The organism is Tritonibacter multivorans, from assembly GCF_001458415.1.
GTDB classification, from domain to species: domain Bacteria; phylum Pseudomonadota; class Alphaproteobacteria; order Rhodobacterales; family Rhodobacteraceae; genus Epibacterium; species Epibacterium multivorans.
In genome coordinates this window covers 145,913-165,577 of the sequence record NZ_CYSD01000002.1, presented here as the reverse complement: position 1 = coordinate 165,577, position 19,665 = coordinate 145,913, and the positions used below count along the sequence as shown (strand labels likewise).

General features: G+C 57.9%; 12 protein-coding genes. 8 read left to right on the top strand and 4 right to left on the bottom strand.

What is annotated here, in order from left to right; all coding sequences use genetic code 11:
- Positions 1 to 11: 11 nt before the first annotated feature.
- Complete coding sequence (speA, locus tag TRM7557_RS00865; protein ID WP_235811367.1) at positions 12 to 1,964, bottom strand: biosynthetic arginine decarboxylase; 1,953 nt, start codon at positions 1,962 to 1,964, stop codon at positions 12 to 14.
- Between the two features lie 308 nt (positions 1,965 to 2,272).
- Here speA and TRM7557_RS00860 point away from each other — a divergent pair, with 308 nt between their 5' ends.
- The 4 genes from TRM7557_RS00860 (at position 2,273) to TRM7557_RS00845 (ending at position 8,089) form a co-directional block, all read left to right on the top strand.
- The gene (locus TRM7557_RS00860; protein ID WP_058288328.1) at positions 2,273 to 3,673 is read left to right on the top strand and encodes a DUF4856 domain-containing protein; all 1,401 of its coding nucleotides are present in this window, start codon (positions 2,273 to 2,275) and stop codon (positions 3,671 to 3,673) included.
- Positions 3,674 to 3,731: 58 nt separating this feature from the next.
- Positions 3,732 to 4,703, top strand: coding sequence for a sterol desaturase family protein (locus TRM7557_RS00855; RefSeq protein ID WP_235811366.1), 972 nt, complete (start codon positions 3,732 to 3,734; stop codon positions 4,701 to 4,703).
- Between the two features lie 163 nt (positions 4,704 to 4,866).
- Positions 4,867 to 6,342: a glycosyltransferase family 2 protein gene (locus TRM7557_RS00850; RefSeq protein ID WP_058288326.1), complete on the top strand. Its 1,476-nt coding sequence runs from the start codon at positions 4,867 to 4,869 to the stop codon at positions 6,340 to 6,342.
- A gap of 1 nt (position 6,343) precedes the next feature.
- A complete protein-coding gene (locus TRM7557_RS00845; RefSeq protein ID WP_058288325.1) occupies positions 6,344 to 8,089 on the top strand; it encodes an FkbM family methyltransferase in 1,746 nt (581 codons plus the stop codon).
- Between the two features lie 259 nt (positions 8,090 to 8,348).
- Here the strand turns inward: TRM7557_RS00845 and TRM7557_RS00840 are convergent, their stop codons facing one another.
- The 3 genes from TRM7557_RS00840 to TRM7557_RS00830 all read right to left on the bottom strand — a co-directional run bounded on the left by TRM7557_RS00840 (position 8,349) and on the right by TRM7557_RS00830 (position 13,299).
- Positions 8,349 to 10,115: a methyl-accepting chemotaxis protein gene (locus TRM7557_RS00840; RefSeq protein ID WP_058288324.1), complete on the bottom strand. Its 1,767-nt coding sequence runs from the start codon at positions 10,113 to 10,115 to the stop codon at positions 8,349 to 8,351.
- 220 nt (positions 10,116 to 10,335) lie between these two features.
- A complete protein-coding gene (locus TRM7557_RS00835) occupies positions 10,336 to 12,552 on the bottom strand; it encodes an NADP-dependent isocitrate dehydrogenase (protein ID WP_058288323.1) in 2,217 nt (738 codons plus the stop codon).
- A 279-nt stretch (positions 12,553 to 12,831) separates the two neighbouring features.
- A complete protein-coding gene (locus tag TRM7557_RS00830; protein WP_082626465.1) occupies positions 12,832 to 13,299 on the bottom strand; it encodes an SH3 domain-containing protein in 468 nt (155 codons plus the stop codon).
- Positions 13,300 to 13,532: 233 nt separating this feature from the next.
- Here TRM7557_RS00830 and TRM7557_RS00825 point away from each other — a divergent pair, with 233 nt between their 5' ends.
- The 4 genes from TRM7557_RS00825 to TRM7557_RS00810 all read left to right on the top strand — a co-directional run bounded on the left by TRM7557_RS00825 (position 13,533) and on the right by TRM7557_RS00810 (position 19,600).
- On the top strand, positions 13,533 to 14,519 hold the full coding sequence (locus TRM7557_RS00825) for a 2-hydroxyacid dehydrogenase (RefSeq protein WP_058288321.1): 987 nt from the start codon (positions 13,533 to 13,535) through the stop codon (positions 14,517 to 14,519).
- Between the two features lie 30 nt (positions 14,520 to 14,549).
- Positions 14,550 to 16,337, top strand: a complete 1,788-nt coding sequence (ggt, locus tag TRM7557_RS00820; protein WP_058288320.1) for a gamma-glutamyltransferase — start codon at positions 14,550 to 14,552, stop codon at positions 16,335 to 16,337.
- Positions 16,338 to 16,590: 253 nt separating this feature from the next.
- Entirely contained in the window at positions 16,591 to 16,902 is a 312-nt protein-coding gene (locus TRM7557_RS00815) for a hypothetical protein (protein WP_058288319.1), read from the top strand.
- 187 nt (positions 16,903 to 17,089) lie between these two features.
- A complete protein-coding gene (locus TRM7557_RS00810; RefSeq protein ID WP_058288318.1) occupies positions 17,090 to 19,600 on the top strand; it encodes a GcvT family protein in 2,511 nt (836 codons plus the stop codon).
- Positions 19,601 to 19,665: the final 65 nt, after the last annotated feature.

The window sequence follows — 19,665 nt, the reverse complement described above, 5'->3', positions numbered from 1 at the left end:
CCCGGACTTGCTCATTCAAAATAAGTGTGACCCGCAAGCGCCTTCTTATAGGCCTCAATGATCTGGCGGCGTTCCAGCGGGGTCAGGCGACCCGCGGCCAGCGCAGCCTCGGCCTCGCGGCGTAGCGCGTCCAGACAGTCGCGCGGGTCATATTCCACATAAGACAGCACCTCCCAGATGCTGTCGGCTTCGGTTTCATGCTCGATTGCGAAACCACCATTGCCGTCAAGCGAGATGGTGACCACATTGGCATCGCCAAAGAGGTTGTGCAAATCGCCCAGCGTTTCCTGGTACGCGCCGACAAAGAATACGCCGACGTGGTAGGGTTCGTCTTGTCGCAAGTCGTGAACGGGCAAGGCGTCCGCCGGGCCGTCGGCGGTCACAAACTTGCTGATCTTACCGTCGCTGTCGCAGGTAATATCGCTAAAGATTGCTTGCCGCGTGGGCATTTCGTTCAGGCGTTGCAGCGGCATCATCGGGTGCAGCTGGTCAATTGCCCAGACATCCGGCAGGGATTGGAACAAAGAGAAATTGCCGTGGTAATGGTCGGTGAAGTCGGCCAGCGCCACGTGGTGCTGATTGTCCTGCGCCATGGCTGTTTTGAAACGCGACGCCAAATATAGGAACGCGGATTCTGCCCGCCCCAGTTGTTCGAGGTCGATCTGGCCACGGCGGAACAGCGCACGCAGTTCGTCACGGTAATAGACCGCGTCATTCAGCGCTTCGCGCAGGCGGCGGCCATCGACGTAACCGGCGACGGCCATAAGATCGGTGAGCAGGTGATGGTCATCGGGCTTCAACTCTGGCGGCTTGGGCTGATCGTAGAGCGTGGCACCCAGCACGTTGAAGATAAAGATCGACGACTGCGCCACCACATAACGGCCACTTTCGGTGACAATGTCGGGATGCGGCAGGTCGGCTTCTTCCAGCGCATAGCGCAGCGTTTCCACAACGTTAGAGGCGTATTCCTCTACGGTGTAGTTCACGGAATTGTCTTCGGCTTCTTGGAAACCAGTGTAGTCCACCCCTAGGCCGCCACCGAAATCAATATGCGTCAGCGGCGCGCCCATAGCATGTAGTTCAACATAAAAGCGGCAGGCTTCGGACACGGCACGGCGAATGTCGATCATGTCTGGAACCTGGCTGCCCAGATGGCTGTGCTGCAGCACCAGACACTCGAGGAAACCGGTCTCGCGCATCCGTGCGATCATCGCGACCAGTTCGCGCGCCCCCAGACCAAAGGTGGATCGGTCCCCCGAAGAGGCTTCCCACTTGCCGCCCACGCGTTCGGTGAGTTTGACCCGCACGCCCAGCATGGGTTTTTCGCCCAACTCGCGGCTGACCTTCAGGATAATCTCAAACTCTTCCGGGGTTTCGATGACCAGAACCGTCTTGCGGCCCAGTTTGCCCGATAGAATGGCCAGGCGGACAAAGTCCTCGTCTTTGTAGCCATTGCAGACCAAAAGGGCTTCGGACGACAGGGGCTGCGACAGAGCGACCATCAATTCGGGTTTGGAGCCCGCCTCGAGCCCGTAATGATAGATTTTGCCAGAGCGGGCGAGGTGACTGACCACCTCGGCTTGTTGGTTCACTTTGATCGGGAAAACGCCACGGTAGGCACCATTGTACTGATTGTCCGCCATTGCCCGCGCAAAGGCGAGGTTCAGCCGTTCGAGCGCGGCATCCAGATAGGGCTGAACGCGCAGGACCATGGGCGCGTTGATGCCGCGTTGGGCCAATGCGGTCATGATCGCGGGCAGCGAGGTCGCTTTCGTGTCCGGCTCTTGCGGCAGGCGCAAGGCAAGTTCACCGTCCTCTGTGACGTCAAGAAGCCCCGTTCCCCACGAATCGAGACCGTAAAGATTGGCCACCTCTTTTGCGGAGGGGGCGTTACCACATGTGTCAGGAGTTTCCGTATTCTCTAAGGATTTCAAGGGCTTGATCTTATCAGAAGTGGTCGTCACGAGTCTGTCCTTGCCTAAAATCGTCTGGCTGGGACGTGCAAGCACCTTTGTCCAAAGGCACACACAGCCGCGCTTTTTGCCCGTCCTTACTGAGCAGTATGCACAGGATCAAGCAACAATGATCACCGTTGAAAAAATTCTAGCGCGAAAACGATCAAAACAGAAACACTCGCTGCGGGATTTTTCGACCAGTGGTGACCCCGTCCAAAAAAACTGCGGCAAAGTTTGCTTGACTTGCTGATGTAAATAACTGATTAGAACTGTCAGAAATTGAAACATGACTATTATAGTCGAGAATTGGGGGCGTCATGCTCAAGTCGAAACTGAAATTCACCACCGCACTGGCTGTTCTGGCGGTCGCGGGTTCCGCAGCTCTGGCGGGCGAGGTCTATGGCCCCTTCCCGATCACTGAAAAATCCTACAGCGGCGACAAGACGAATTCTGTCTCCTACTCCGGTCAGGTTGCCCGTCACGTGCTGCACGACAGCCTGAAAGCGCTGGCCTACAAAGGGGACGGCGGCCACAACGCAGCCGCGCTCGAGGCGCAGATGCTGGCCTATTTCAACGGCTCTGACGAAGATCTGCCGATCATTGCGCCGACCTCCAAAGATGGTTTCCCGATCAAGCAGACCACCGTGAACGAGATCTCCAAAGGCAAGAACATCTCGGGCAAGTTCTATAAAGGTGCAATGCCTGCGTGGCCGGGTAACAAATCCGGCCTCGATGTGATGCTGCAGATGATCTCCATGGCGGCGGCCTCCGAGCAGGGCTATGACGCTGTGAACGGTTTTGACTATGGTCAGCTGATTTCCAAATTCACGCTCGGCGCGATGCCCTACAGTCAGGCGGTCGACAACTACCTCGACGAGAAACTGGCGGCGGACAACAAGCCGAACGACAAGCCTTACAAGGACGGCGCATATTACACCGGAAAAGAGCACGTTTGGGACGAAGCCTTCGGCTACTTTGGTGCAGCGGCACACTCTGTAAACCTCGACCCGAACCAGAACTACGGCGTTGCGAAGCGCAAGGATCTGGCGGCGGCGGACGCCAATGGCGACGGTGTGGTTGACCTGAAAACCGAATATGTCTTTGGCCCGGCCTACTATGCGGCTGGTGCAGACAAAGGCGGCACCAAATCCACCGATTACATGGGCACCATCTTTGGTGCTTTCCGTGACGGCCGTGCCCTGATCGCATCCGCTGATGGCGCCGCCCTGACAAGCGAACAGCGCGCCCAGCTGGTGGGCTATGCCGCAACCATCGAAAGCGCGTGGGAGCAGGTTCTGGCCGAAGCGGCGTTCAAATATGCAGGCTCGGTCTACAAGGACATCAACACGCTGAAATCCGGCGAAGACCAGGACAAGGCGCTGCGCGCCTATGTCAAACACTGGGGCGAGCTGAAAGGCTTCACCATGGCGTTGCAGACCGGCAAATCCAACCTCGGCGCCACGGCCTTTGACCTGAACTGGCTGGTGGGCTTTGGCCCGGCAATGCTGGACGGCAAAATGGTCAGCGACATTGACGCCGATGGCAATGTGATCCGGGGCCGCGAAATGAGCCTTGAAGACTATCAGGTCAACATGCTCAAAGTTCAGAAGCTGCTGAAAGACACCTTTGGTTTGAAGTCGCTGGCAAACGACGCAACTGCGGATCTGGCAGCTCTGGCAGACAAGCTGGGCGCAACCGAGGCGGCGGAAACCGACTAAACATCCTGTGGCCGGCTTCGCCCGGCCCTTATTCGGAGGATAACAGGCCCTGGACCTGTTGCAGCAGATACCGGCGCTTTTTGCCGATTTCTCCAACCCGAAGAAGCGCGTCTTCTTCGGGTATCTGCTTTTGGCGGTTGCGCTGGCATTGGTCTGGTTGGTGGCCGCCCGCGGCCGCAGCTGGCGGGCAGCCTTTGTTGAGGTGTTTGATAAGCGGGTGTTTTTTTCGCGCTCGGCACTGGCGGACTATCAGATCTTCCTGCTGAACCGGGTGTTTACGCTGTTTATCTCTCCGGTTCTGGTCAGCCAGTTGGCCATTGCGACCGCGCTTTTCTATGCTTTGCATGATGTGCCGTGGGTGCGCCAAGGGCAGTTTAGCCATCTGCCAACAGGTTGGGTTGTCGCCATTTTTACGACTGTTCTTTTTTTTGTTGATGACCTGTCGAAGTATCTTCTGCATCGTTGGATGCACCGGTGGCCCCTGCTGTGGGCAATCCACAAAGTGCACCATTCTGCCGAAACCATGACCCCAATTACAGTGTACAGGGTACATCCGCTTGAAGGGGTTCTGTATGCGATGAGGGGTGCATTGGCTCAGGGGACGACGATGGCGATCTGTCTGTACCTGTTTGGGTCAAAGGTAGACCTTTACACCGTGGTTGGCGTCAATGTTTTGTCCTTTGCCTTCCATGTCACGGGGTCGAACTTGCGTCATTCACATGTGGCGATCCGGTATTGGGCATGGCTTGAACATCTGTTGATTTCGCCGGCCCAGCATCAAGTGCATCATTCGACTGCGCGTGAACACCACGACAAAAACTTTGGTGCAGCCTTTGCCGTCTGGGATTGGGCGTTTGGGTCCCTGCATCTGTCAGAGCGGGACAGAAAGCTGACTTTTGGCCTGCCTGCCAAAGAGGCCAGCGCGACGAATGTTTTGGATATTTACCTGCGCCCTTTCGCCGATATGGCGCGTGTGGTGCATCGGCGAATGAAACGTCTCGCTTCGCGCTGGCGCGGGTCGCAAACCTAGGCCAGGATTGGCCAGTCCCTTCTGATTTTCTCAGGCGTGTCCGCAGTTTGTAAAGACGGTGGTAACCAGACTCGGGCAAATATCCGAGCCGGGTCCAAAAGGGGCCTGCTGTGCCATTTGTAGGAATGGCAAGCTGCTGGAAACGGGACGCTAGAAGGGCACGATGTTAGACACACAGCCGATCACCCAGACAAAATGCATTGTTTTTATGCCCGCACGCAATTGCGAGATGTACGCTGCCGAGGCGTTGCGCAGCCTGTCGCGGCAGACAATGGACGACATTCATGTGGTCTATGTTGATGACGCATCAGAGGATCAAACGGGGCGGATCGCACGTCACTATTTGAATACGCTTTTCCCCGGTCGCTTTGACTATTTTCGCAACGAAGAAAAATTCGGAAAGTCCCGCAATATTTGGGAACATCTGCGTCCGCGCGCCAAAGATGCTGACTTTATTGCGATTTTGGATGCTGATGATCAACTGGCAGACCCGGGCATTCTGGCTGAAATGGCAGCATATTATTCCGCTGGCAAAGATGTCGTCTGGTCCAATTTCTTCACCGATACCGGCTTTAAAGGACAGAACCAGCAACTGGATCCGTCGCGATCTCCGCGACAGCAGGGCTGGCGAACCAGCCATTTCTTCAGCTTTCGCGCGGCCCTGCTGGCTAATATTCCAGAGAGCTATTTCAAGGATATGCATGGCCAGTGGTTCCAAGGAGCCTGTGATGTCGCTTTGGCGCTGCCGGTCCTGGATCAGACGCGGAACTATGCCTTTATTCCCAAACACGCCTATCGCTACACGGCGTCAAACCCCTATTCGCTGCACAATCTCGACAGCAATTCCATTGGACTGAGCTCTGCTTTGCAGTCGGGGAATGCTAAGCAGATCATGCAGATGAAGCCGCTGCCGATCTTGGCGGAAAAGGAAGCCGAGGAGGCAGCCGTGACCCATACTTCCGAACCAACCACAGCGCCGCGTCCTGTATCGCCACCTCCCGAAAGTGGGGCGGTGCAGTGGCAGGCGAAAGCCGCCGAATATCTCTTGTCCGAGGCCCCAAAAATCCTGTTTGCACAGTCCGTGATCGCCAAGAGTCTCACGCCGATGCAACTGGTGTCGCTGCAACAGATTCTGCGCAAAACACCGGGTGAGGTCTTGTGCATTGGCAACGGCGAACTTGCTCTTTCCATTGCGGCGCTCCTCGACGACGACGCAACAAAGGTGACCTGTTTGGCTGACAACGCCGTGGAAGCGGCCGCCATTCAGGGAAAAGCGGCCCTTGCCGGATTGGAACAGTCCATACGCATGATCGAAGCGCCGCGTGCACCTTTGCGGATTGGCACATATGATTGTCCGTTCCCGTCCTTGTCGGTCCTGGATGGGCAGGGCGTTTTCTCTGTCGTGATCGTAGATGCTTGTGGCGAAAAGAACCAAGTCGCCTTTGGGGTGCTTGGCCTGCCTGCGCTTGCAAATCATATTGCCACAACGGGCTTCCACTATTGTGCGCTCACCACCGATCTGGGGGCCGCTGATGGCATCGCAGAAGGGGCTCTGGCCCTCGCACCGAGCCTGACCGCATGCAGTGGTGCAATTGGCGGAACAGGCTGTGTGATTTTCGCCAACGAGAAGGAAGCGTGAAATGAGTGTCCACAGTAAAGTGAAGGCCACCGGGCAAGCGGTGAAGGCCGCGGCAGGACAGCTCGCCAAGAATGTCACGCGGGTTTCTGCGTTTCAGCAAGACGTGTCGTTCTATCTGCCGAACCCGTCTGATCTCGTTCAAAAGACCATTCGCACAACCAAGAAGTTCTTCGAGCAAGATATTCTGGCCGAGGTGGGCGTGTTGCTCCCTGATGATGCAATGGTAGTTGATATCGGCGCGGGTATTGGCAATAGCTCTTTGTTTTTTGCCAAAGTAACCGGAGCCAAGGTTCTGGCATTTGAACCTGCCCAAGACGCCCGTGAGGTCCTTGAGACGTCGATCGCGTTGAACAACCTTGAACACCAGATAGAGCTGAGCAACGCCTCGGTCTGTGGTCGGGAGGGCGCAGGCTCGACCGGATCTTTGGACGACGTTCTGGGCACCCGCTTTGTCGACCTCATCCGCATTGACGCCGCGGGCCTGGAAAAGGTTGTTCTGGCCGGGGCCGCCGAAGTTCTGGAGCGCTGTAAACCCATGCTGGTCGCCAGAGCGGCGACGTTGGAGCATCTGTCCGCGATCGAGGATGTGCTGCGTCCCTATGGGTATCGCAAAACCCGGAGTTTCAGCGAAACGCCGATTTTCCTTTTCGAACATGGGCTGGAGCCAAAGAGCGAGGAAGAAACCTTTACCGGCAATTTGCTGGCCACTTTGGACGGCAAGCTGCCAAAGACCACAGGCATTTATGCAGGAATGAGCTCAGCTGCGGGGAATGAAGCGGTGCTGCGAGCTGCGGTTATGTCGTTGTTGCCTCAGGTTGATGGGTTATTCCTGACCCTTTCTGGATACACTGAAGTGCCTCGTTTCCTCGCCGGTCTGGGGCAGGTTACCTGCCAGTTGGACCCGGATGGCACCCGTGATGGGATTTCGGGAAAACTTTGGGGCCTTGGGCAAATCAAGGACGCCGTCTTTCTGGCCTGTGACGACTGCTTTTTGTATCCGCAGAACTATGTTCAGCGGATGACGCAGGCGCTCGCCAATTGCGCGGGAAAATCCGTCCTCTGCGTGGAGGGAGCTCTGATTTTGCAGCCAATGGCGGATTACCACGCCAAGGGCGCGCGCAGCGATTTTAACGCAGAAGCAGAGCTTATCAGATGCCGCCAGGTTCATGTGCCGCGTCTTGGCACCTGTGCGTTTCACAGTTCGTTGGTGGAACTTCCTTTGGATCAAGGCGACATGTCTGACCTGGGGGACTTGGGGTTTGCCAAGCTTGCCCTCGACCGTCAGATCGCGGCTCATGCCGTTGCGCGCAAAGCAGATTGGCTTCTCCCGCTCAGGGTGAGCCAAGCGGCGACCGGTCCGGACCAGGCGTCCTGTGGGCATCAGAATGGCGAGATGCCTTTGTCCATTCTGGACACAAACCCGGCGTCTGCAGTTGCTTGCCTTGCCCTTGAAAAAGACAGCAATGTTTTGTCGGCCCTCAAGGACTTGCAACTCAATAGCCGGGATCCGATTGTTTTGATTATGTGCGATGCGGTGACGGATGATCTGCGCGCGAAGATTGCTCAAAGCAGCTACAACTGGGAAATCCACTTGGTGCCACGGTCTGGAGAGGTGACACCCTTTGTGCAAAAACTGTCTCATTGCGGCACCGCTGACTTTACCTTCTGGAAGGTCGAAAAGCGGCGTTTGGTGGAAGATCAAGCTGTCAAAAATCTTGGCGACTGGCTGTTTCAGATAAGCGCCTAGTCCCAACAGGCCTGTCCATACCCATTTCGAAGGATCGACCGTCGATTTCCAATACCACAGTTTGGGTGGTGAGGTCGGCAGTCGGTCGGCGATGGGTGGAAAAGAGCGCAGATCAAATTCGGATCGCAGATTGCGTGGAGGGTCGCCAAGTCTGAGTTTCCATAACAGAAGTGAAGGCACCTTGATGCCTTCCACACTCCACTCCGAATCTGTTGCCAAAAATCAGGCGTCCTCAACGTGGTTGAGGACGCCTCTTTCGTTAGCCGGCTTTCATAAACTCTTGGCTGTCATTGGCCTCAAGTTTGAATTTCTGCGCGTCCTGGGCAAGAAGCCCCGCCTCGTCGCGCAGACGTTGAGTGGCCGCCGATGTTTCTTCGAACATCGCCGCGTTCTGCTGGGTCACTTTGTCCAACTGATCAGCTGCGGTTGTGATTTCGGACAGGCTGACTGATTGCTCGCGCGCCGAGTCAGCAAGCCCGTTAACGATACCGCGTACAGATGTGATCAGGTCGTTGATCTCTGTCAGAGCTGTGCCGGAATCTTGGGCAAGTTCCACCCCCGTCTGCACTTCGCGGCTGGCGTTGTTGATCAGCGTCGCAATTTCTTGCGCGGCATCAGATGATTTTGCAGCAAGCGCGCGGACCTCACCGGCGACCACTGCAAACCCGCGGCCTGCCTCGCCTGCGCGGGCGGCTTCGACGCCAGCGTTCAAGGCCAGCAGGCTGGTCTGGAAGGCAATGTCGTCAATAAGGCTGGTGATATTGGAAATCTGCATAGAGCTTTCCTCGATCCCCTTCATTGCATCAATGGTTTTCTGAACCACTTCAGCGCCGCGCTCTGTTCGGGTGCCGGCTTCTTCGACACGGCGCGCAGCAGAGCGGCTGTCTTCTGCGGAGGTTTTGACAGAACCGGACAGCTCCGTCAGTGCTGCTGTGGTTTCTTCCAGCGAGGCAGCCTGTGTCTCGGTTCGCATGCCAAGTTCGTTGGCAGCTTCGTCCAGGGCGTTGGTTTCATTGTGCATGCCCGCAACGCCTTCAACGATTCGGTGGACAGCGCTGGACATGCGTTCAACGGCGGCATTGAAGTCATGCGCCACCTGTTCGAATTCTGACGGCAAATCATCCTTCACGCGCACCGTAAGGTCGCCGTCGGCAAGCGAGGCGAGCCGTTGGCTCAGAATGCCAACAACACGCTGACGTTCCTCGTCCTGGCGCCGCTGCTCTTCTTCCATAGCGGCCTGAAGTTCCAGACCCTGACGGAAGCCTTCAACGGCACCGGCCATTTTGCCGATTTCGCTTTGGTCTGCCAGCGCGGGGATCTCACCGGTCAGGTCGCCTTCGCTCATGGAGCTCATTCGGTCGCGCAGGGCCGCGAGCGGGATCATCATCGAGCGGCTGATCAGGGTGGAGACAACCACCATCAGAATCATACCGATGCCAAGACCCGCAAGGCTGGTCCAGCGTTGTGTGGCCAGGTCGGCCTCAATGTCATCCACATAAGAGCCAGTCGCAACCACCCACCCCCAGGGTTCATAGAGCGTTGCAAAGCCGATCTTTGGTTCGATCGTTTCGGTCGCGGGGTTGTTGAAGTAATAGGTGATGCGCGTGGTCTTGGTTTCCTCGATCCCATCGAGGAATTCGTGGAAGATCTTGATGCCGGTGACATCTTCGACGTGCATCTGATTTTCGCCGATCCAGTCCGGTTTGAACGGGTGCGCGATAAATGTCCCGTCCAGTTCGAACGCAAACATATAGCCATTGCCGTCAAATCGGATCACTTCCATCAGGCGGCGGGCCTCGGCCTTGGCGTCGGATTCCGTCATCTCACCGGCGTCGACGCGAGCGCGTAGATCTTCGATCAGGCTGATGGAACTGTCATTGATCTTGCGCATTTCTTCGTTGCGCAGGTGGTAGGCTTGTTTGGTAGAGCTCGAGAGCATGAAAAAGGTCAGGCCAACCGCAACAACAAGTGCGAGAGCCACGATGGCGTAGATACGAGCCGAAAGGCTAAAAAGTGCAGAACGCATGATGTGGAGTACCATTATCAGAGTGGATGAAGGCAAACTCGCACACGCGCCCTAATAATGTATTATTGCGGCAGACGAAGGCAGGGGTGCTGCCTTTTCGGGCGCAACGTGTTTTTTCAGTGGTTTATGATGGATTTACTCAACGTCATCTTGTTGAAAGAGAAAACGCCCGAAGGAATACCTCCGGGCGTAGTTTCGACAATTTGAAAGGTAAGTGGGCTTACCCGATGATCGCGTTCAGCGTCGCGGACGGGCGCATCACTTTGGCTTTCAGCTCAACGTTCGGGCGGAAATAGCCGCCGATGTCAGCTGCCGGGCCTTGCGCTGCTGCCAGCTCGGCCAGGATCGCCGCTTCGCCATCTGCAAGGGCTTTAGCGACACCTGCAAATTCGGACGCGAGATCCCCGTCGTCGGACTGTGCCGCCAGCGCTTCGGCCCAGTAACGGGCAAACCAGTAGTGGCTGTCACGGTTGTCCGGCTGGCCCACTTTGCGCGAAGGCGAGTTGTTGTTGTCCAGAATGCCCTGGGTCGCAACTTCGGCCGCGGCGCCCAGAACGCCAGCTTTGGCGTTGCCTTTGACGTCCGCGAGGAAGTTCAGGCTTTCCCCCAGCGCACAGAACTCACCCATGGAGTCCCAGCGCAGGTGGTTTTCTTCGACCAATTGCTGAACGTGCTTCGGCGCAGAACCGCCGGCACCAGTTTCAAACAGACCGCCGCCCTGCATCAGCTTCACGATCGACAGCATCTTGGCTGAGGTGCCCAGTTCCAGGATCGGGAACAGGTCGGTCAGGTAGTCGCGCAGCACGTTGCCGGTGATGGCGATGCTGTCGTTGCCTGCGGTGATGGTTTTCAGGGATTGCGCGGTTGCTTCGCGCGGGGCCAGGGTGATGAACTTGTCCGCAACACCTGCGGCTTCCAGCACCGGCTGAACGTATTTGATCAGCTCTGCGTCGTGGGCACGGTTTGCGTCCAGCCAGAAGATCGCCTCAGAGCCGGTCAGGCGCTGGCGGTCCATTGCCAGCTGGATCCAGTTCTCGATCGGCGCCTTCTTCACGGTGCAGGAGCGCCAGATGTCGCCAGCTTCCACAGCGTGGCTGTGCAGCGTGTCGCCATTGGCCAGAACAATGCGGATTTCGCCGTCTGCAGGGGCCTCAAATGTGGTCGGATGAGAGCCGTACTCTTCCGCTTTTTGCGCCATCAGGCCCACATTTGCCACGGAACCTGCAGTGGTTACGTCAAGCGCGCCGTTGGCTTTGAAGAAGTTGATGGTCTCATCATAAACGGTGGAGTAGCAGCGGTCGGGGATCACACAGTTGGTGTCGCCCTTGTTGCCTGCTTCGTCCCAGCCTTTGCCGCCTGCGCGGATCACGGCCGGCATGGACGCATCGATGATGACGTCAGACGGCACGTGCAGGTTGGTGATGCCTTTGTCGCTGTCGACCATGTACATGGATGGGCGATCCAGCGCGGCAATCTCACCTTTGATTTCGTCGGCGTTCGACAGGGTGTCGATTGCGTTCAGGACTGCGCCGAGGCCGGAATTCGGGGAACCACCAGCGGACACAATGGCGTCGCCGTGCTTGTCCCAGACCGGGCCGAGCCAGGCTTTGACCGCGTGGCCAAAGATGATCGGGTCAGAGACCTTCATCATGGTGGCTTTCATGTGCAGGGAGAACATGGTGCCGTCGGCTTTGGTGTCTTCGATTGCTTCGGCAAGGAAGGATGCCAGCGCTTTGGCGGACATGAAGGTTGCGTCTGCAACAGTGCCTTCCGCCAGCGGGTAGACGTCTTTCAGAACGGTCACGGACCCATCAGCGCCCACGAATTCAATTTTCGCGTCACCGGCTTGCGCTGCGGTGATGGTCGCGGATTTTTCGTTGGCGTAGAAGTCGTTGCCCGGCATGGAAGACACTTTGGTCTTGCTGGACGCGTCCCATGCACCCATGGAATGCGGGTTGCTTTGGGCAAAGTTTTTGACGGCTTTGGCGGCGCGGCGGTCAGAGTTGCCTTCGCGCAGGACCGGGTTCACAGCGGAGCCCTTGATGCCATCGTAACGGGCGCGGATCGCCTTTTCTTCGTCGGTCGCAGGCTCTTCCGGGTAGCTCGGAATGTCGTAGCCCTGGCCCTGCAGTTCGGTGATCGCAGCAACCAGCTGCGGCACGGAAGCAGAGATGTTCGGCAGCTTGATGACATTTGCGTCCGGGGTCTTTACCAGCTCACCCAGCGCTGCCAGATCGTCGGACTGGCGCTGTTCCTCGGTCAGGTTCTCTGGGAAGGTCGCGATAATGCGGCCGGCCAGCGAAATGTCCGGAGTTCCAACAGTAATACCTGCAGCGGAGACGAATTTGCGAATGATCGGCAGGAAGGATGCCGAGGCCAGTTCAGGCGCTTCGTCTACGATGGTATACAAAATGTCCGGTGTTGAGTTTTCTGCCATGTTCCACAACCTTTCTGCGATAACGGAAGCTTCTGTCTCTGATGGGCGGAAAAGGAGGCCCGCCCGGTTACGTTGCAGGTGTGATCCGGGTGATCATTAGGCGAAATCCGCCTTGCCACCACATGAATCTTCCCCTGCAACGGGATTTGATCACCCCCCTACTAGAGCAGGGGCGCGGCCAAAGCAATTGTTTCGGCGCGATTTCCGCAGGGGCGGTGCAAAAGTTTTTTCTGTTTTTGTTTAAGGGCAATCTGTTTGCCCGTAGCGAAACAGATCCGATTATTCGCGGATCTCGTCGGCGGTGACGCCCCAAAGCTTGTGTTTCTCGGCCCAGCCTTTGTGTCCATCCTTAGCGATCTCGCACCAGTCCAACTGGCAGGACCCCAGTTTCGCAACCACACCCAATTCAAACGCGGCAACTACGGGTGCCGTGTCTTCGGGCCGCGCGCGCGCCTGGGTCAGGTCGTCTTCGACCAAAACGGTCCGATTGCCGGAAATCAGGGCGTAGTGGACCCAGCCCCCAGCGCCATCGCGGTCGCGGACACGACGCCAGTGGCCATATTCGGCTGTGACTTCCAAAGGCATACCGCGGCGTTTGAAGACCCAGTCGACCCGGTGGGTCAGGGACGGGCCGCGCCGCACATTAGCTTCGCTTGCTTTGAGAGAGACAAAACGCGGCAAAGGGAGATTCGTCACCGGACCGCGTGTCGTTTCGGCCTGCACAGCCACCGGCAGGGCAATGCACATCACAAACGCTAGCTGACAAAGGAGTCGAGGCAGTGGGGACAAGGCGGCTCTCGTGCTGGATCATTTCCGTTGCAGGAAGTCTTAGCTGCTCCGGCGAAAAAGGCAAAGGGGATGCGACGTTCGATGGGATCGGTTCTTGTGCCCGCCTGCGTCCTGCGCTTTGATACGGGGAACAAAGCTGATTGCCGCAGTGCCGCAATCGCGCAAACTTGCCAAAACCGAGGAGTGTGCAAGTGCCCAGAGAACGCCTGACCGTTGTGGTCACCCGCAAATTGCCCGAGCCGGTCGAAACCCGCCTGAGCGAGCTGTTCGATGTGCGCCTGCGCGAGGATGATGGCCCCATGTCCCGAGCAGAGCTGGTGGCCGCGGTCAAATATGCAGATGTCCTGGTGCCGACTGTGACCGATGCGATTGACGCAAGCCTTCTGGCGCAGGCGGGGGAAAACCTGCGCCTGATTGCAAACTACGGTGCAGGCGTTGACAATATTGACGTCGCAACGGCGCGGCAGCGCGGTATTCTGGTGTCGAACACGCCGGGCGTTTTGACCGACGATACCGCTGATATGACCATGGCGCTGATCATGGCCGTGGTCCGACGCATCCCTGAAGGGCTGGCGCTGATGCAAAAAGGGGATTGGTCGGGTTGGTCGCCAACGGCGATGCTGGGCGGGCGCCTTGCTGGGCGGCGCCTTGGTATTCTTGGGATGGGACGTATTGGCCAAGCTGTGGCGCGGCGCGCTTGTGCCTTTGGAATGCAGGTGCATTACCACAATCGCCGCCGCCTCCGTCCCGAAATCGAAGAGAGTTTCGAGGCCACCTATTGGGAAAGCCTTGATCAGATGGTGGCGCGCATGGATGTGCTGACAGTGCATTGCCCGTCGACCCCTTCGACCTTTCACCTGATGAACGCCCGTCGGCTCAAGCTGATGAAACCGGACGCCGTCATTGTGAATACGTCCCGTGGGGAAGTGTTGGACGAAAATGCCCTGACGCGAATGCTGCGTGCGGGCGAGGTCGCTGGCGCAGGTCTGGACGTTTATGAACACGGCACGGATATCAATCCACGCCTGCGCGAGCTGCCAAATGTGGTGCTCTTGCCGCATATGGGCTCAGCGACGCTCGAGGGGCGCCTGGAGATGGGTGAGAAAGTCCTTTTGAATATCAAGACGTTTGAAGACGGGCACCGCCCGCCGGATCAGGTGGTGCCCTCCATGCTCTGACCTGCGGGTCACAAGACGGGGGAGACTGACATGTTGCGGATGGTTTTGAGCGGGGTCGCTTTTGCGGCTTTGGTGTCAGGGGCTGTGGCTCAGGATGCGGCGGATGCGGTTGCACCGGAAGGCGCCACAGCGCTTGCAAATTCCGGGTTCTCGGATACGGCGATGACGGCGCTTGCCCTGCGCGATGCAGGGCAAGTTGTTGAGGCTGACAACTGGATGGTTGCGGCTGCCAATCCGCACGCGGTGGAGGCAGGCGCGAAAATCTTGCGTGCAGGCGGCACCGCTGCAGATGCGATGGTGGCCGTACAGGTTATGCTTGGGCTGGTCGAGCCGCAGTCGTCCGGCCTCGGGGGTGGGGCATTTCTTGTATACTACGATGCAAAAACCGGTGGGGTGACCACATTGGATGGGCGCGAAACCGCGCCGCTCGCCGCAACACCAAGACTGTTTCAGGACGAAACCGGTGTGCCGCTCAAATTCTTTGATGCCGTCGTCGGCGGCCTGTCTGTTGGCACGCCCGGCACCCCGGCTCTTCTGGAGGCGGCGCATCGGAAATGGGGGCGCGCCAATTGGAGCGCGCTTTTCGAGGATGCCATTGCGATGGCAGAGGGCGGTTTTGCTGTGTCGCCACGTATGGCGGCCTCGGTCGCGCGTGACGCAGAGCGTCTGGCGCGTTTCCCTGAAACCGCGTCCTATTTCTTGCCAGATGGAGAGCCCTTGGCTGAAGGGCAAATACTGACCAATACAGAATACGCTGATACATTGCGTGCATTGGCAGAGCAGGGCACGGCGGCCTTCTATTCTGGTGCGATCGCTGCCGACATTGTGCGCACGGTGCAAGATGCGCCGGGCAATCCCGGGGTTCTGAACGCGATGGACCTTGCACTTTATCAGGTGAAAGAGCGGCCCGCGACCTGTTCGACCTATCGCAGCTTTGATGTCTGCGGCATGGGGCCGCCATCCTCTGGGGCGCTGACCGTTGGACAGATTTTGGGCATGTTGAACGTGTTTGATATGGCCGAGCTTGGGGCGGACAATCCCATCAGCTGGCGGCTTATCGGTGATGCGTCACGGCTCGCTTTTGCAGATCGAGGTCGCTACATGGCCGACAGCGACTATGTGCCCGTGCCGACAGGTGGGCTGGTCAATGCAGACTATCTTGCCAAACGGGCGAATCTTATGCGTCGCGAAACAGCGCTCGAAACCGTTGAACCCGGCACCCCGGAATTCGACCACGCGCTGAACTGGGCAGATGATGAAAGCCTCGAACTGCCGTCGACGTCTCATATCTCTATTGTGGACGCCGACGGCAATGTCCTGTCGATGACGACCACAATCGAGAACGGCTTTGGGTCGCGATTGATGACCAATGGCTTCCTGCTGAACAATGAGCTGACAGATTTTTCGTTCCGTACCCAGCGTGATGGGGTGCCCATTGCCAATCGGCTAGAGCCCGGCAAGCGGCCGCGGTCGTCAATGTCGCCTACCATTGTGCTGGAAGAGGGGGCCCCTGTGCTGGCCATCGGATCCCCCGGCGGGAGCCGGATTATTGGCTATGTGGCCAAAACAATTGTGGCTTGGGCGGATTGGGACATGGACCTTCAGGCTGCGCTGGCGCTGCCTCATGCGGTCAATCGCTTTGGCACTTACGACCTAGAGGCTGGCACGGCGGCGGAAACGCTTTCGGAGCCTTTGTCGGCCATGGGGTTCGAGGTCAATCTACGCGATCTGAATTCCGGTCTTCATGCCATTGAGATCGGGGACACCTTAAAGGGCGCAGCAGATCCGCGTCGCGAAGGCATTGCTCTTGGCGGATAGACCGTAATCTGTCGGCTGCGTGGCGGGATGCCCCATTCCGTCACAATCTTGGCTCAGTGCCGCCAACTTGGGCGGCGCTGCCTCTAACTTTCCTCGAACTGACGCGCTTCAGCCTCATTTCCGCCCTGTGGACCGAACATGGTTAACAAAAGCGAAACCATGTCGCTTGTCCGCAGCGCCGAAACGGTCGGTTGTTAGACAAGCGGTAACTCTCAACGTCTTAGAAGACGTGTAACAAGTTGAGGATCCACGAATGAAATACCATGTTCTTTTCGCCATCGTCTGCGCAGTTGTTGCAATGGGCGTGGACTATGAACGTCAGGGCCACTATCGCGGCCTGGCCTTTGGAGAGCTGGAAGTTTCAAGCTACATGGAAGGTTATGCGCCGCGGATTGCTGGCCTGGGCACAGAAATTGCGCAGGGCGATCTGCAGCTGACGGATGTTGTTCAGCTGCGTGGTGCGCTGGTTGAAATGGGCGCTGGTCAGGGCGAAGTTGATCTGGGTGGATCGGCGCTCACACCGCCTGCGACCTTGAACCGTGGTCGTCTGACCGACTCGCACTAATTGACCTTTTGCGCCCCCATGAACGGCTTGCGACATGGGGGTAGGGCACCCTAAACCACCCCCCTTTGCGTTTTCTGTCGCTCCAAGTCGGTTTTGGTGTGTTTTGCGTCGCCTGTTCTTCGCTCTAAAACGCCGTCATTGGCAATATGCGTCCAGCAATTGAATCAATGACCGGAAGGGCATGCAGATGAAAACCCAAGTAAAGGCACTTGTCGTTGGTGGCGGCGCCATTGGCACCTCGATCGCCTATCACCTGGCCAAAGCGGGCTGGGATGATGTGATGCTGATCGAACGCGACGAGCTGACCGCCGGTTCGACCTGGCACGCAGCAGGCCTGCTGCCGCTGTTTAACATGTCCTTTGCGACAACCCACATCCACAAATACTCCGTGGATTTCTATAAGACGCTTGAGGAAGAAACCGGCCTCAACGCGGGCTTTGCGGTTGTGGGCAACCTGCGCATGGCGCAGACCCAAGAGCGTATGGACGAATACATGCTCTACGCGTCCACCGCGGAAACCTGCGATGTTGCCTATGAGTGGTTGACCCCGGATCAGATCAAAGAGCGCTGGCCGCTGATTAACACCGAAGACCTGAAAGGTGCGATCTACCACACTGAAGACGGCTACATTAACCCGGCAGACGTGACCCAGGCGATGGCCAAAGGTGCCCGTCAGCGCGGCGTGGACATCGTTCGCAAACTGCAAGCGGACGAGTTCCACTGGAACGGCACCCACTGGGAAGTCACCTGCACCAAGATGGTGGAAAAGGGCGGCAACCTGGTCGAGTCCGACGAGAAAGTCGTCATCACCGCAGAACACGTTGTCACCGCATCCGGCAACCACGCACAGCGCACCGCTAAGAAACTGGGCATCAAAATCCCGGCGATCCCGGTTGAGCACCAGTTCATCGTCACCGACGTTGACCCCGCGCTGGAAGCTTACCGCGCCGAAGGCAACCCGGAGCACCCGGTGATCCGTGACGCCGACGCAGAATCCTATGTCCGCGAAGAACGCGGCGGCTGGATCCTTGGTGTCTACGAGAAAAACGCACCCGCTTGCTTTGAGTACGGTGTGCCGGATTCTTTCCGGGCTGACCTCTTCCCGCTCGATCTGGAGCGGATCGAAGACCAGTATATGGCAATGATCCACCGTATGCCGTCCTGCGAAGAATCTGGTCTGAAAGACGATTTCAACGGCCCGATCTGCTACACCCCCGACGGCAACCCGCTGGTTGGCCCGGCGCCGGGTCTGCGCAACATGTGGCTGGCAGAAGGTTTCTCCTTCGGCATCACCGCTGCAGGCGGCACCGGCTACTATCTGGCGCAGATGATGGTCGACGGCGAGGCCGAGATCGACATGGCGTCGCTGGACCCCAAGCGGTACTCCTCCAACTGGATGACCACTGAATTCGCAGCGCGTAAAAACGAAGAGTGCTACGACCACGTCTACATCCTGCACCACCCGGACGAAGAACGCCCGGCGGCCCGCCCGCTGCGCACCTCGCCTGCCTATGACCGTCAGGCCGCGCGCGGCGCGCAATTCGGCTGGGTCAACGGCTGGGAACGCCCGAACTACTTCGGCCCGCTCGACGCACCGGAAAACTTCGATCACGATGCCCGTTCCTTCCGCCGCGGCGGCTGGTGGGAATATGCGGTCGCAGAAGCCAAAGCGATCCGCGAAGGCGTTGGTCTGGTGGACGCAACCGCCTTTACCAAGCACATCGTCAAAGGCCCCGGCGCAACTGCGTTCCTCGACTGGTTCACCTGCAACAAGCTGCCGAAGGTGGGGCGCATCAACCTGACCTACGCGCTGACCTCGCACGGGACCACCCGGACCGAATACACCATCGTCCGTCTGAAAGATGACGAATACTACTTGGTGTCCGCAGGTGCCTGGACCGAATACGACGCCGACTACCTGAAGAAGGCGATCGAGGACAAAGAAGCAGAATTCGGCCGCATCGAACTGCAGGATGTGACCACGCAGTGGGGTGTTTTCGCCATCGCTGGTCCGAAGTCGCGCGATGTTCTGAAAGAGATCATCAAGGATGCAGATCCGGAAACCGCGCTTTCCAACAAGCGGTTCCCCTGGCTGTCGGCCAAGCAGATCGAACTGGGGATGTGCCCCGTGAACGCGATCCGCGTGGCTTATACCGGTGAACTTGGCTGGGAACTTCACCACCCGATCGAGATGCAGAACTACCTGTTCGACCTTCTCGAAAAGGCTGGTGAGAAGCACGGCATGAAGTTGGTGGGTGCGCGCGCACAAAACTGGCTGCGCATGGAGAAATCCTACCGTGCGTTTGGCACCGAACTGGGCCGCGACGCGACCCCGGCCGAAGCCGACCTGCCGCGCTTTATTGACCTGAACAAGGACTTCTACGGCAAAGAGAAGCTGGTCGAGACCGGTGTGCGCTTCAAGTGCTGCACCCTGCTGATCGACGGCCCGGCCGATGCAGATCCCTGGGGTCGTGAGGCGCTCTATACCGAAGATGGCGCAACCCGCGTGGGTCGTCTGACCTCGGGTGGCTATTCGGTGGCCTTCGAGAAATCCATCGGCATGGGCTATGTACGCCCCGAAGATGCGGTTGAGGGCACCAAGCTGAAGGTTAAAATTCAGGACAAGCTATGGGATGCGGTTGTCACCTGCGACAGCCCCTATGATCCGAAAAACGCCACTATCCGCCAGGATGGCTGATAAAAATTAACCATTTTCTGATGGTTTTATGTCAAAATGCTCTCCGGCCTATACGGCCGGGGGGC

Coding starts and splice junctions, on each gene's coding strand:
- TRM7557_RS00860 (WP_058288328.1), top strand. CDS start 2,273: ATGCTCAAGTCGAAACTGAAATTCACCACCGCACTGGCTGTTCTGGCG.
- TRM7557_RS00850 (WP_058288326.1), top strand. CDS start 4,867: ATGTTAGACACACAGCCGATCACCCAGACAAAATGCATTGTTTTTATG.
- TRM7557_RS00845 (WP_058288325.1), top strand. CDS start 6,344: ATGAGTGTCCACAGTAAAGTGAAGGCCACCGGGCAAGCGGTGAAGGCC.
- TRM7557_RS00840 (WP_058288324.1), bottom strand. CDS start 10,115: ATGCGTTCTGCACTTTTTAGCCTTTCGGCTCGTATCTACGCCATCGTG.
- TRM7557_RS00835 (WP_058288323.1), bottom strand. CDS start 12,552: ATGGCAGAAAACTCAACACCGGACATTTTGTATACCATCGTAGACGAA.
- TRM7557_RS00830 (WP_082626465.1), bottom strand. CDS start 13,299: ATGTGCATTGCCCTGCCGGTGGCTGTGCAGGCCGAAACGACACGCGGT.
- ggt (WP_058288320.1), top strand. CDS start 14,550: ATGTTGCGGATGGTTTTGAGCGGGGTCGCTTTTGCGGCTTTGGTGTCA.
- TRM7557_RS00815 (WP_058288319.1), top strand. CDS start 16,591: ATGAAATACCATGTTCTTTTCGCCATCGTCTGCGCAGTTGTTGCAATG.
- TRM7557_RS00810 (WP_058288318.1), top strand. CDS start 17,090: ATGAAAACCCAAGTAAAGGCACTTGTCGTTGGTGGCGGCGCCATTGGC.